Source organism: Streptomyces griseoflavus, assembly GCF_014649995.1.
Classification (GTDB): domain Bacteria; phylum Actinomycetota; class Actinomycetes; order Streptomycetales; family Streptomycetaceae; genus Streptomyces; species Streptomyces griseoflavus.
Genome location: NZ_BMUC01000002.1, coordinates 304,814 through 318,466, shown reverse-complemented (window position 1 = coordinate 318,466; position 13,653 = coordinate 304,814). Strand labels below are relative to the sequence as shown.

Genomic DNA, 13,653 nt, shown 5'->3' with positions numbered 1-13,653 from the left:
CCAAGCCGGAGGCAGAAGCGGAGGCGAAGGCCGAGCCCGAAGCCAAGCCGGAGGCAGAAGCGGAGGCGAAGGCCGAGACGAAGGCGGAAGCGCAGCCCGAGCCGAAGCCGGAACCGGAACCGGTGACGAAGGCAGAGCCGAAGGCGCACGCCGAACCGAAGCCCGAGCCCGACCCCGCGCCCGAGCCGGAAGCCGAGTCGAAGCCCGAGGCCAAGCCGGAAGCCGCCCCGGAGCCGGACGCCGAGCCGGAGGCCCGGACGGAGCCGGACCCGGTGACGGACACGAAGCCGGCAGCGGACGCCGAGTCGCAGCCGCAGGCGGAAGCCGAGACGAAGCCCGCAGGCGAGCCCGAGGCCGAAGCGACGGCGGAGCCGGAGACCGAAGCCAAGCCCGAGGCCGACGCGGAGCCGGAAGCCGAGGCAGCCGCCGAGCCCGCCCCCGCCACCGAGGACTCTCCCGCAGCCGCCGACGGCGGGACCGCCCTTCAGGGGCCACCCGCACCCGACGACGAAAGCCGCACGGGTGGTGCGGGTGGGAACGAAACCCCGGCCGAAGGCGAAGCCGAGGCCGAAGGCAAGCCGGGGCCCGAGCCGGAGGCCACCGCCGAGGCCGAAGGCGAGCCGCGCCCCAAGCCGGAGGCCACCGCCGAGGCCGGAACCGCGCCCCCCGTCCCCGCGACCCTCGCCACCGCCTACGACGCCGCCACCGCCGCCCTCGCGCAGCACAACCTCACCGGCACCCGCGCCAAGGTCTACCTCGTCCTGGACCGCTCCGCGTCCATGCGCCCGTACTACAAGGACGGTTCCGCCCAGGCGCTGGCCGAGCAGACCCTGGCCCTCGCCGCCCGCCTCGACCCCGAGGCCACCCTCAGGGTCGTCTTCTTCTCCACCGAGCTCGACGGCACCGGCGACCTCACCCTCACCGACTACGAGAACAAGATCGACACCCTGCACGCGTCGCTGGGCCGCATGGGCCGCACCAGCTACCACGCGGCCGTCGCGGAGGTCCTCGCCCAGCACGACGCGTCGGGCCCCGGCCCCGACACACCCGCCCTGGTGGTCTTCCAGACGGACGGTGCCCCGGACGCGAAGACCCCGGCCACCCAGGCCCTCACCGAGGCGGCGAAGACCCACCCGAGCGTCTTCTTCTCGTTCGTCGCGTTCGGCGACCCGGAGAACAAGGCGTTCGACTACCTCCGCAAGCTGAAGACGCCGAACACCGCGCACTTCCTGGCCGGCGAGACCCCGCGGGAGCTCACCGACAAGGAGCTGTACGAGGCCGTCCTGGCCTCCTGGCGCCCGTAGGCGCCCAGGCACAGGCGCCAGGCACCAGGCACCGGGCCGCACACCGCGGCCGCCGCACACGCGACACCCCGGGGGGTGGACGGGACAGGGCTCCGGAAGCCCTCCGTCCGCCCCCCGAAACGCGTGTGAGCCGACCTCCACCGGCCCAGTAGGATTTCGCCCATGGCGGCCACTGGATCAGAGAAGCAGGGGGCGAAGGCGTACTACGTCTCGACCCCCATCTACTACGTCAACGACGCTCCTCACCTGGGCCACGCCTACACGACCGTCGCAGGCGACGTGCTCACCCGCTGGCACCGCCAGCGCGGCGAGAAGGTGTGGTTCCTCACCGGCACGGACGAGCACGGTCAGAAGATCATGCGCACGGCCGAGGCGAACGGGGTCACCCCGCAGGCCTGGGCCGACAAGCTCGTCACGGAGTCGTGGAAGCCCCTGTGGGAGCACCTCGACGTCGCGAACGACGACTTCATCCGCACCACGCAGAAGCGGCACACCGACCGCGTCCAGGAGTTCGTGCAGGACCTGTACGACAAGGGCGAGATCTACAAGGGCGGCTACGAGGGCCCGTACTGCGTGGGCTGCGAGGAGTACAAGCTCCCCGGGGAGCTGCTCGACGGCGAGGGCGAGTACGCGGGCCAGAAGCTGTGCCCGATCCACAAGAAGCCGGTGGAGATCCTCAGCGAGGAGAACTACTTCTTCAAACTGAGCGAGTACGGCGACAAGCTGCTCGCCCACTACGAGGCGAACCCGGGCTTCATCCAGCCCGAGTCCGCGCGCAACGAGGTCGTGAACTTCGTCCGCCAGGGCCTGCAGGACCTGTCGATCTCCCGCTCGACGTTCGACTGGGGTGTGCCGGTCCCCTGGGACGACAAGCACGTCATCTACGTGTGGGTCGACGCGCTGCTGAACTACGCGACGGCGGTCGGCTACAACGAGAACCCGGAGAAGTTCGAGGCGACCTTCCCCGCCGACGTCCACCTCGTCGGCAAGGACATCCTCCGCTTCCACGCGGTCATCTGGCCGGCCATGCTGATGGCGCAGGGCCTCCCCCTGCCGGGGAAGATCGCCGCGAACGGCTGGCTGATGGTCGGCGGCGAGAAGATGAGCAAGTCCAACCTGACCGGCATCAAGCCGCAGGACCTGACCTCGCACTTCGGCGTGGACGCGTACCGCTGGTACTTCCTGCGGGCGATCGCCTTCGGCCAGGACGGCAGCTTCTCCTGGGAGGACTTCTCCGCCCGCTACACCAGCGAGCTGGCCAACGACTACGGCAACCTCGCCTCCCGCGTCGCCGCGATGGTCGGCAAGTACTTCGGCGGGGAGCTCCCGGCGTCGAGCGCGGACGGCGAGGCCGAGCGGGCGATCCACGACGGCCTGGCCAAGGCGGTCACGGAGGCGGACCGCCGCATCGGCGAGGAGGTGGACTTCCAGGGCGGCATCCTGGCGGTGTTCGACTTCGTCAAGCAGGTCAACGGCTACATCACCGAGCAGGAGCCCTGGAAGGTCGCCAAGGACGACTCGCCCGAGGGCAGGGCCCGCCTGGCGACCATCCTCTACACGGCCGCCGAGTCGCTCCGCGCGGTGGCCGTCCTCCTCAATCCGGTCATGCCGGAGACCTCCCAGAAGCTCTGGGACTCCCTCGGCGCGGAGGCCGGCCTCGGCGCTCTGGCCGACCAGAACGTCCAGGAGGCCGGCACCTGGGGCCTGCTCCCCGCCGGTTCCACGGTCACCAAGGGCGCGGTCCTCTTCCCCCGTCTCGAGGAGAAGCCGACCGCGTAACGCGATCGCCACAGCGGGGCCCGGGAGCAGAGCACCTCTTCTCCCGGGCCCCGTCCCTTTGCGAAGATCACAGGGAGGCGGCCGACACCCGACCGTCGTCATCACTCCCGTGGGGGGACCCGTTCCATGGCACTCTTCGGCAACGCGCACACCGTCGACCCGGCCCAGGCACAGCAGGACTACGCCCGTCTGCTGGGCCACGGCGAGCAGGTGCACGCCGCGTTCCTGCTGATCCGCGACACCATCCTGTTCACCGACCGGCGGCTGATCCTGGTCGACAAGCAGGGCATCACCGGCAAGAAGGTGGAGTACCACTCCATCCCCTACCGCAGCATCACCCACTTCGCGGTGGAGACCGCCGGCACCTTCGACCTCGACGCCGAACTCAAGATCTGGCTCTCGGGCTCCCCGGCCCCCATCCAGAAGACCTTCACCAAGGGCGTCGACATCTACGAGGTCCAGGCCATCCTCACCCAGTTCGTGGCCCGCTGACCCGATCGGCTGAACCTTCCGCACAGGCCAGTGGCATGGGCCATGAGCGCACCAGGCTTGCGCTCATGGTCACCGCACCACACGAGGCCTCCCACCGGCTGGACCGTTCCGGCACGGTGGAGCGCGCGGAGGACCTGTTCACCGAGGACTGACCACAGTGCGGGTTCGCCCAGGGCGAGGGGCCCGGAACCGAGTCGGTTCCGGGCCCCTCGTGCGTGCTGCTCGCGCCGGGACTACTTCGGCTGCGGCTTGCGCACCGAGATGTTCAGTTCCCTCAGGCGGGGCTCGTCGAGTTCCGTCGGGGCGCCCATCATCAGGTCCTGGGCGTTGCCGTTGAGCGGGAACGCGATGGTCTCGCGGATGTTGGGCTCGTCGGCGAGGAGCATGACGATGCGGTCGACGCCGGGGGCGATGCCGCCGTGCGGCGGGGCGCCGAAGCGGAACGCGCGGAGCATGCCGGCGAACTTCTCCTCGACCGTCTCCCGGTCGTAGCCCGCGATCTCGAACGCCTTGAGCATGATCTCCGGCTCGTGGTTCCGGATGGCGCCGGAGGACAGCTCGACACCGTTGCAGACGATGTCGTACTGCCAGCCGAGGATGTCCAGCGGGTCCTGGGTCTCCAGGGCCTCCAGGCCGCCCTGCGGCATCGAGAAGGGGTTGTGGGAGAAGTCGATCGCGCCGGTGTCCTCGTCCTTCTCGTACATCGGGAAGTCGACGATCCAGCAGAAGCGGAAGACGTTCTCCTCGAAGTGACCGGCGCGCTTGGCGGCCTCGACCCGCACCGCGCCCATGATCTTCGAGACCTCGTCGAACTCGCCCGCGCCGAAGAACACCGCGTGGCCGGGGGCCAGCGAGAGGCGCTTGGTCAGCTCCGCGACGTTCGCCTCCGTCAGGAACTTCGCGATCGGGCCGGTCAGCGAGCCGTCCTCGCCGACGCGCACCCAGGCCAGGCCCTTGGCGCCCTGGGAGACCGCGTAGTCACCGAGCTGGTCGAAGAACTTGCGGGGCTGGGCGGAGACGTCCGGCACGGCCAGCGCACGGACGTGCTTGCCGGCGAACGCCTTGAACTCCGAGCCCTCGAACACGTCGGTGATGTCGACGAGCTCCAGCTGGGCGCGCAGGTCCGGCTTGTCGGAGCCGTACTTCAGCATCGCCTCGCGGAACGGGATGCGCGGGAACGGCGACGTCACATGACGGCCACCCCCGAACTCCTCGAACAGCTCGGTCATCAGCTTCTCGATCGGCTGGAAGACGTCCTCCTGCTCGACGAAGCTCATCTCCACGTCGAGCTGGTAGAACTCGCCCGGCGAGCGGTCCGCGCGGGCGTCCTCGTCGCGGAAGCAGGGCGCGATCTGGAAGTAGCGGTCGAAGCCGGAGACCATCAGCAGCTGCTTGAACTGCTGCGGCGCCTGCGGCAGCGCGTAGAACTTGCCGGGGTTGAGACGGGAGGGGACGACGAAGTCGCGGGCGCCCTCGGGGGAGGTGGCGCTCAGGATCGGCGTCGCCATCTCGTTGAAGCCCAGCGCCGTCATCTTGTGGCGGATCGCCGAGATGACCGACGTGCGCAGCAGGATGTTGCGGTGCATGCGCTCACGGCGCAGGTCCAGGAAGCGGTACTCCAGGCGCCGCTCCTCGTTGACGCCGTCCTCGGCGTTGATCGTGAAGGGCAGCGGGGCGGCCGCGCCCAGCACCTCGACCACGCCGACCTCGACCTCGACCTCACCGGTCGGCAGCTCGGCGTTGACGTTGTCCGTACCGCGCGAGACGACCTTGCCGTCGACGCGGACCACGGTCTCCTTGGACAGCTTGTCCAGCGCCTCGTACGCCTCGGTGCCCGGACGCGCCACGAGCTGGGTGATGCCGTAGTGATCGCGCAGATCGATGAAGAGAATGCCGCCCAGGTCGCGCCGATTGTGCAGCCAGCCACTCAGCCGGACGTCGGTTCCGACGTCAGAGGCGCGGAGCTCGCCGCAGGTGTGGGACCTGTACCGATGCATCGTCGTTCATCCAGCCTTCGCGGATCGGGGTCGTTGTTTCACGTGAAACTCCCCCAAGCCTACCGGCCGGGCCGAGATCGCTTCTCTGCCATGACGAGGGGGGCGCGGTGGAACTTTTCGTCACCCTCTTCCTAAAGTGGTGCAATGCGCTCTGGTGAGCCCCTGCCCGCCCTGGGGGACGTGCTCGCCGCCCTCGACACCGGGCTGTGGCACTGGGACACCGCCGCCGGGCTGGTCACGGTGGACGCCGTGGCGGCACGGCTGCTCGGGCTGCCCGCCCGGGAGGTCACGCTCACGGAGGCCCAGGTGCGGGCGCGCCTGCACCCCGTCGACTGGAACGAGATCACCGGAGTGGTCCAGCTCGCCGTCGCCGAGGGCACCATCGCCGAGGTGCGGATCCGGATCATGGACGACCGGAAAAGGGTCCTCCGGGTCGTGCGCAGCCGCTCCAAGCCCTCCTTCGACCGCGACCGCAGGGCGTACGTCCTGACCGGCTCCCTCCAGGAGGTCACCGAGCCGGCGCCGGGCACGGCCGCCGGGCGCAACGCGGTCACCGGCGACTGGCGGCGCTCCCGCGAGGCGTTCCTGCTGGACGCGGGCCGCGCGCTGGCGGAGGCGCGGTCGACGCAGGAGGTGCTGCGGGTCACGGCCAACCTGTCGATGCCCGGGTTCTCACCGGACGGGCTGGCCGTGTTCGGGGTGGAGGGCGACCAGCTCACGATCATCGGCCACCACGGACACGAGCCCGGCGCCGACAACCCGTTCTACATGCCGCTGGACACCGATTACCCGGCCGCCGAGGTGGTGCGTACCGGCCGCGCGGTCTACCTCTCCTCCCCGGAGGAGTACCGGACCCGCTACCCCCTCACCTGGCCGCTCGCCCAGCGCTTCGGACGCCGGTCCTGGGCCTTCCTTCCCCTGACCGCGTCCGGCCGCCCGATGGGCGCCTGGCTGGCGGCCTTCGCCTACCCGGTCGCGTTCACCCCCGACGAACGGTCCGTACTGACCACGGTGGCCCGGATGCTGGCCCAGGCCCTGACCCGCGCCGGCGCCGCGGAGAGCGAACGGGCGCTGACCGACGGTCTGCAGCGCTCGATGATGCCGAAGCTCGGCCCCGGCATCCCCGGCATGAGCATCGCCGCCCGCTACATCCCCACCGGCGGCGGTCTCCAGATCGGCGGCGACTGGTACGACGTGATCCCGCTTCCCGGGGGAGGACGGTTCGCGCTCGTGATCGGCGACGTGCAGGGTCATGACGTACGGGCCGCGGGACTGATGGGGCAGCTCCGGACCGCCCTGAGGGCGTACGCCTCCGAGGGCCACCGGCCCGACGCCGTGCTCTCCCGCGCCTCCCGTTTCCTGCACGGCATCGGCGACGCGGACCCGGCCGAGCCCCGCTTCGCCACCTGTCTGTACGCCGAGGTCGACGCCGTGAGCGGCGTGCTGGAGGTCGCCCGCGCCGGGCACCCGGAGCCGGTGCTCCGCATGGCCGACGCGACGGTGCTGACCCCGCCGACGGCGGTCGGGCTGCCGCTGGGCATCGACCCGGACGCCGACTACCCCACCACGCGGCTGGTCCTGGAGCCCGGCGAGACGATGATGATCTGCACGGACGGGCTGATCGAGACCGGCGGCCACGACCTGGACACCGGCCGGCAGCGCCTGCGCACCGTCCTGGAGGAGCACCGGGGCAACCAGGAGGAACTGGCCGACGCCCTGGTCCAGGCGGTGCACGGCCCGTCCTCCCACCACAGCACCGGCCCGCTGATCGACCGCCGCGAGGACGACATCGCCGTACTGCTGCTGTCCCGGCAGGGCGGCGGATGCGGCTGCGGAGCGGAGTCCGACACGGTGCGGCCGCCGGTGCGCCGCACGATGCTGACCGTGGCCCAGGCCGAGCCCGAGCGGGTCGGGGTGGCCCGGCACCAGCTGCGGGAGCTGCTGCACGACTGGTCCTCCGCGGACCAGGCGGACTCGGCGGTGCTGCTGCTGTCGGAGATCCTCACCAACGTCCTGGTGCACACCGACACCGACGCCCTGCTGCTCGCCGAGGTCACCGACGGAGGGGACGGCCGCCGGATCCGCGTCGAGGTCACCGACGCCGGCGACGACCTGCCGCACCTGCGCCGGCCGGGGGAGCTGGCCTCCTCCGGACGCGGCCTGGTCCTGGTCGAACTCCTCGCCCACACCTGGGGCGTCGACCCCCGCGGCGAGGGCAAGAGCATCTGGTTCGAGCTGTACGAGAAGCACGGCACCGTCGCCGACGGCTGACGCGCGGCCCCGGCCCCCTCCCGCCACCGCCACGAGCCCTTCCCGCGCCCCGGCAGCCGTCCGGCCGCGGGCGGACGTCGTCGCGTCCGCCCGCGGCCGGGATCACCGCGGGTCGCGGCCGGCCCCCGGGCGTCGTCCTCACCGGGGGCGGGGCCGCCGGTCAGGCCTCCCGCGGGCCCTTCTCCGACATCCCGTGCACGGCCGGGACCGTGCCCAGCCGGCCCTTCTGGAAGTCCTCGAACGCCTGCTGGAGTTCTTCCCGGGTGTTCATCACGAACGGCCCGTAGTGCGCCATCGGCTCACGGATGGGCCGGCCGCCGAGGAGGACGACCTCCAGGTCCGGGGTGTGCGAGTCCTGCTTCTCGTCCGCGCGGACGGTCAGCGAGGATCCGGCGCCGAAGACCGCGGTCTGGCCGAGGTGGACCGGACGCCGCTCGGCACCGACCGACCCGCGCCCGGCCATGACGTACGCCAGGCCGTTGAAGTCCTCCCGCCAGGGCAGGGTGACCTCGGCGCCGGGCGCCAGCGTCGCGTGGACCATGGTGATCGGCGTGTGCGTGATGCCGGGTCCCTCGTGACCGTCCAGGTCACCGGCGATGACCCGCAGCAGGGCGCCGCCGTCGGGGGAGGTGAGCAGCTGGACGCTGCCGCTGCGGATGTCCTGGTAGCGCGGCGCCATCATCTTGTCCTTGGCGGGGAGGTTCACCCACAGCTGGAGCCCGTGGAAGAGCCCGCCGGACATGACGAGCTGCTCCGGCGGCGCCTCGATGTGCAGCAGACCGCTGCCTGCCGTCATCCACTGGGTGTCGCCGTTGGTGATGGTGCCGCCACCGCCGTTGGAGTCCTGGTGGTCGAAGATCCCGTCGATGTACCTCCTCGGGTACGCCCAGTTTAGTTGAGCGTTGAACATCTTGCCACCCGGAACACAGAGAGCCCGGAGGGAATTCCCTCCGGGCTCCGCTGGGGAGTGACAAGGCCGGCGGCTTCAGCCGTACATCCGGCGCATGGCGAACTCGACCATCTGCTCCACGGCCTTCGCGTCGAACACCATCCGGTGCTCACCCTCCATGTCGAGCACGAAGCCGTAGCCGGTCGGCAGCAGGTCGATCACCTCGGCGCCGGTGATCACGAAGTACTTGGACTCCTTGCCCGCGTACCGCCGCAGCTCCTTGAGCGAGGTGAACATCGGGATAACCGGCTGCTGGGTGTTGTGCAGGGCGAGGAAGCCGGGGTTGTCACCGCGCGGGCAGTAGACCTTGGACGTGGCGAAGATCTGCTGGAAGTCCTCGGCCGCCATCTGGCCCGTGGTGAACGCGCGCACGGCGTCGGCGAGCGACGGCGCGGACGGCTCGGGGTACAGCGGCGCCTGCTGCCCGTACCCGCCCGGCATCTGCTGCTGCGGCGGAACGTAGCCCTGCTGGGTCCCCGCGCTCTGGTCGTAGCCGTACATGCCGCACAGACTAACGACCCCGCGGGAGGGCTGAGTCACAGATGTCCGGATCGGGGTTGCTTCTTATTACCCACGGGTAGCATCATCGGAGTTACCTGTTGGTACGTGTACTAGTGCGAGGAGACAGTGCCTCGCCGATCTCTCTCTTACGGAGCAGTCGCCATGGGGCACTACAAGTCCAATCTCCGCGACATCGAGTTCAACCTCTTCGAAGTACTCGGGCGCGACAAGCTGTACGGCACCGGCCCGTTCCAGGAGATGGACGTCGAGACCGCGAAGAGCATCCTCGACGAGCTGGCCCGGCTCGCGGAGAACGAGCTGGCGGAGTCCTTCACCGACGCCGACCGCAACCCGCCGGTCTTCGACCCGGAGACCGGTACCGCTCCGGTGCCCGCGTCCTTCAAGAAGAGCTACCAGGCCTTCATGGACTCCGAGTACTGGCGCCTGGGCCTGCCCGAGGGCGTCGGCGGCACCACCGCCCCGCCGTCGCTGGTCTGGGCGTACGGCGAGCTGGTGCTCGGCGCGAACCCGGCCGTGTGGATGTACTCCTCCGGCCCCGCCTTCGCCGGGATCCTCTACAACGAGGGCAACGACGTCCAGAAGAAGATCGCGCAGATCGCCGTCGAGAAGCAGTGGGGCTCCACCATGGTCCTCACCGAGCCGGACGCCGGCTCGGACGTGGGCGCCGGCCGCACCAAGGCCGTGCAGCAGGAGGACGGCTCCTGGCACATCGAGGGCGTGAAGCGGTTCATCACCTCCGGTGAGCACGACATGTCGAAGAACATCCTCCACTACGTGCTGGCCCGCCCCGAGGGCGCCGGCCCCGGCACCAAGGGCCTGTCGCTCTTCCTCGTCCCCAAGTACCACTTCGACTTCGAGACCGGCGAGCTGGGCGAGCGCAACGGCGTGTACGCCACGAACGTCGAGCACAAGATGGGCCTGAAGGCGTCCAACACCTGCGAGATGACCTTCGGCGACCGGCACCCCGCCAAGGGCTGGCTGATCGGCGACAAGCACGACGGCATCCGCCAGATGTTCCGCATCATCGAGTTCGCCCGCATGATGGTCGGCACGAAGGCGATCTCCACGCTCTCCACGGGCTACCTGAACGCCCTCGAGTACGCCAAGGAGCGCGTCCAGGGTCCCGACCTGGCCAACTTCATGGACAAGAAGGCGCCCAAGGTCACCATCACGCACCACCCCGACGTGCGCCGCTCGCTGATGACGCAGAAGGCGTACGCGGAGGGCATGCGCGCCCTCGTCCTCTACACCGCGTCCGTCCAGGACACCATCGCGGTCAAGGAGGCCGCGGGCGAGGACGTCTCCGCCGAGAACGCGCTCAACGACCTGCTCCTGCCCATCGTCAAGGGCTACGGCTCGGAGAAGGGCTACGAGCAGCTCGCCCAGTCGCTGCAGACCTTCGGCGGCTCGGGCTTCCTGCAGGAGTACCCGATCGAGCAGTACATCCGGGACTCCAAGATCGACACCCTGTACGAGGGCACCACCGCCATCCAGGGCCAGGACTTCTTCTTCCGGAAGATCGTCCGCAACCAGGGCGCCGCCCTGAACTCGCTCGCCGAGGAGATCAAGAAGTTCCTGGCGGTCGGTGAGGGCGGCGAGGAGCTGGCGGGCGCCCGCGAGCACCTGGCGAAGGCGGCCGTCGAGCTGGAGGCCGTCGTCGGCCTGATGCTCACCGACCTCGCGGCCACCGAGCAGGACGTCAAGAACATCTACAAGGTGGGCCTCAACACCACCCGCCTGCTGATGGCCTCCGGCGACGTCGTCGTCGGCTACCTGCTGCTGCGGGGCGCCGCGGTCGCCGCCGAGAAGCTCGCCACGGCCTCCGCCAAGGACAAGGCGTTCTACACCGGCAAGATCGCCGCGGCGAAGTTCTTCGCGGCGAACGTCCTCCCGGGCGTCACCCTGGCCCGCAAGGTCGCCGAGGGTGTCGGCCTGGACCTGATGGAACTGGACGAGGCGGCGTTCTAGGACGACCCCGTACAGACCCGTCCCGGACGGTCCGAGGGCCCGCTCCCGCACAGGGGGGCGGGCCCTCGCCCTCGTTATGGTGAACCCATGAGCGAACCCCCCCGCTTCGATCGCGGTCACACCGACGACCTGATGTCCTTCCTGGCGACGAGCCCCACGCCGTACCACTCGGTGGCGAACGCCGCCGAGCGGCTGGAGAAGGCGGGCTTCCGGCAGGTCGCGGAGACGGACGCCTGGGACGGGACCACCGGCGGCAAGTACGTGCTGCGCGGCGGTGCGATCATCGCCTGGTACGTCCCCGAGGGCGCCCCCGCGCACACCCCCTTCCGGATCGTCGGCGCGCACACCGACTCCCCCACCCTGCGCGTCAAGCCCCGCCCCGACAGCGGGGCGCACGGCTGGCGCCAGGTGGCCGTGGAGATCTACGGCGGTCCGCTGCTCAACTCCTGGCTCGACCGCGACCTGGGCCTGGCCGGCCGGCTCTCCCTGCGGGACGGCACCACCCGCCTCGTCGACGTCGACCGTCCGCTGCTGCGCGTCCCCCAGCTCGCCATCCACCTGGACCGCTCGGTCAACGCCGACGGCCTGAAGCTCGACAAGCAGCGGCACATGCAGCCGGTCTGGGGCATGGGCGACGACGTCCGCGACGGCGACCTCATCGCCTTCCTGGAGGAGACCGCCGGTCTCCCGTCCGGCGAGGTGACGGGCTGGGACCTGATGGTCCACCCCGTCGAACCGCCCGCCTACCTGGGCCGCGACCGCGAGCTGGTGGCGGGCCCGCGGATGGACAACCTGCTCTCCGTGCACGCCGGTACGGCCGCGCTGGCGGCGGTGGCGGGCCAGGGATCCGCCCTGTCCCACATCCCCGTCCTCGCCGCGTTCGACCACGAGGAGAACGGGTCCCAGTCCGACACCGGCGCGGACGGCCCGCTGCTCGGCGGCGTCCTGGAACGCTCGGTGTTCGCGCGCGGCGGCAGTTACGAGGACCGGGCGCGCGCCTTCGCGGCCACCGTCTGCCTGTCCTCCGACACCGGCCACGCCGTCCACCCCAACTACGCGGAGCGGCACGACCCGACGCACCACCCGCGCGTCGACGGCGGCCCCATCCTCAAGGTCAACGTCAACAACCGGTACGCCACCGACGGTTCGGGACGAGCGGTGTTCGCGGCGGCCTGCGAGAAGGCGGGCGTCCCCTTCCAGACGTTCGTCTCCAACAACGCGATGCCGTGCGGCACCACGATCGGCCCGATCACGGCGGCACGGCACGGCATCCGGACCGTCGACATCGGCGTGGCCATCCTGTCGATGCACAGCGCCCGCGAACTGTGCGGCGCGAAGGACCCGTACCTGCTGGCGAACGCCCTCGTGGCGTTTCTTGAGGACTAGTCAACCCCCGTCGGCGAAAGGCGCATGGGAGCCGTCCGCCCGGGTACCCGGTGCACACCGGAGACACCGGACAGGGAGGCGACACTCATGGGCCTCGGCGGATGCATCATCCTCATCGCCGTGGGAGCAATCCTCACGTTCGCGACCGACTGGGACATGCAGGGTGTCAACCTTGACCTGGTCGGCATCATCTTCATGATCGTCGGTCTGATCGGCGTCGCGACCTTCAGCAGCATCGCCCGGCGGCGGCGGGTCGTCGTACCACCCGCCACGCCGGTCGTCGAGGACCCCGCCCGTCCTCGCACGCGGGACGGCTACAGCGACGGGTACGGGGTCTGACCGGCGCCCCCGGCGCCGGGGTCCACGTCGAGGGCACGGGAGGACACGTCCCCCGTGCCCTCACCGCTGCGCGGCGCGAGTCAGCCCGTCGGCCTACCGGCGGCGTTTCGGCGCCGGGCACGGGGAAGTGCTGGATGCATGAGATTTCTCGTGCGGGACCGGATCCTGGGAATCGGTGACGACTACTGGATCGAGGACGAGCGGGGGAACAGGGTCTTCCTCGTCGACGGCAAGGCCCTGCGGCTGCGGGACACCTTCGAACTGAAGGACACCGAGGGGCGGGTGCTCATCGACATCCGCCGGAAGATGTTCGCCCTGCGGGACACGATGGTGATCGAGCGCGGTGACGAGCCGCTCGCGACCGTCCGGCGCAAACGGCTGTCGCTGCTGCGCAACCACTACCGGGTGGCCCTGGCGGACGGCAGCACCGAACTCGACGTCAGCGGCCGTGTCCTCGACCGGGAGTTCGCCGTCGAGTACGACGGCGAGCTGCTCGCCGTGATCTCACGCCGGTGGCTGACCCTCCGCGACACCTACGGCGTCGACGTCGTACGGGAGGACGCCGACCCGGCGCTGCTGATCGCGGTCGCGGTGTGCGTGATCCACCTGGCGGAGAAGGAACGCGGGGACTAGGGGGTGTCCCCGC

Annotated in this window: 11 protein-coding genes; 8 read left to right on the top strand and 3 right to left on the bottom strand. The window is 70.4% G+C overall.

Annotated elements, in window-relative coordinates:
* The 3 genes from IE172_RS07265 to IE172_RS07255 form a co-directional block, all read left to right on the top strand.
* Nucleotides 1–1,304 (top strand): VWA domain-containing protein (locus IE172_RS07265; RefSeq protein ID WP_190096254.1); only part of this gene is annotated, 1,304 nt, incomplete at its 5' end.
* Between the two features lie 162 nt (nucleotides 1,305–1,466).
* Complete coding sequence (gene metG / locus IE172_RS07260; protein ID WP_190096253.1) at nucleotides 1,467–3,083, top strand: methionine--tRNA ligase; 1,617 nt, start codon at nucleotides 1,467–1,469, stop codon at nucleotides 3,081–3,083.
* 126 nt (nucleotides 3,084–3,209) lie between these two features.
* Complete coding sequence (locus IE172_RS07255) at nucleotides 3,210–3,575, top strand: PH domain-containing protein (protein ID WP_004985738.1); 366 nt, start codon at nucleotides 3,210–3,212, stop codon at nucleotides 3,573–3,575.
* 233 nt (nucleotides 3,576–3,808) lie between these two features.
* Here the strand turns inward: IE172_RS07255 and aspS are convergent, their stop codons facing one another.
* Entirely contained in the window at nucleotides 3,809–5,572 is a 1,764-nt protein-coding gene (aspS, locus tag IE172_RS07250; protein WP_190096252.1) for an aspartate--tRNA ligase, read from the bottom strand.
* A gap of 144 nt (nucleotides 5,573–5,716) precedes the next feature.
* Between aspS and IE172_RS07245 the strand changes: the two genes are divergently transcribed.
* Complete coding sequence (locus tag IE172_RS07245) at nucleotides 5,717–7,843, top strand: SpoIIE family protein phosphatase (protein WP_190096251.1); 2,127 nt, start codon at nucleotides 5,717–5,719, stop codon at nucleotides 7,841–7,843.
* Nucleotides 7,844–8,003: 160 nt separating this feature from the next.
* On the opposite strand, the gene IE172_RS07240 is transcribed toward IE172_RS07245, so the two are convergent.
* Complete coding sequence (locus IE172_RS07240; protein WP_306432782.1) at nucleotides 8,004–8,753, bottom strand: pirin family protein; 750 nt, start codon at nucleotides 8,751–8,753, stop codon at nucleotides 8,004–8,006.
* A 75-nt stretch (nucleotides 8,754–8,828) separates the two neighbouring features.
* Complete coding sequence (locus IE172_RS07235) at nucleotides 8,829–9,293, bottom strand: SseB family protein (RefSeq protein WP_190096250.1); 465 nt, start codon at nucleotides 9,291–9,293, stop codon at nucleotides 8,829–8,831.
* A gap of 162 nt (nucleotides 9,294–9,455) precedes the next feature.
* Between IE172_RS07235 and IE172_RS07230 the strand changes: the two genes are divergently transcribed.
* From IE172_RS07230 to IE172_RS07215, 4 genes are all read left to right on the top strand, one after another.
* Nucleotides 9,456–11,282 (top strand): acyl-CoA dehydrogenase, encoded by a 1,827-nt coding sequence (locus IE172_RS07230; RefSeq protein WP_190096249.1) that lies wholly within the window; start codon nucleotides 9,456–9,458, stop codon nucleotides 11,280–11,282.
* An 87-nt stretch (nucleotides 11,283–11,369) separates the two neighbouring features.
* Nucleotides 11,370–12,668, top strand: coding sequence for a M18 family aminopeptidase (locus tag IE172_RS07225; protein WP_190096248.1), 1,299 nt, complete (start codon nucleotides 11,370–11,372; stop codon nucleotides 12,666–12,668).
* An 87-nt stretch (nucleotides 12,669–12,755) separates the two neighbouring features.
* Nucleotides 12,756–13,007, top strand: coding sequence for a DUF6458 family protein (locus tag IE172_RS07220; RefSeq protein ID WP_190096247.1), 252 nt, complete (start codon nucleotides 12,756–12,758; stop codon nucleotides 13,005–13,007).
* Between the two features lie 138 nt (nucleotides 13,008–13,145).
* Complete coding sequence (locus IE172_RS07215; protein ID WP_190096246.1) at nucleotides 13,146–13,640, top strand: LURP-one-related/scramblase family protein; 495 nt, start codon at nucleotides 13,146–13,148, stop codon at nucleotides 13,638–13,640.
* The last annotated feature ends 13 nt before the right edge of the window (nucleotides 13,641–13,653 follow it).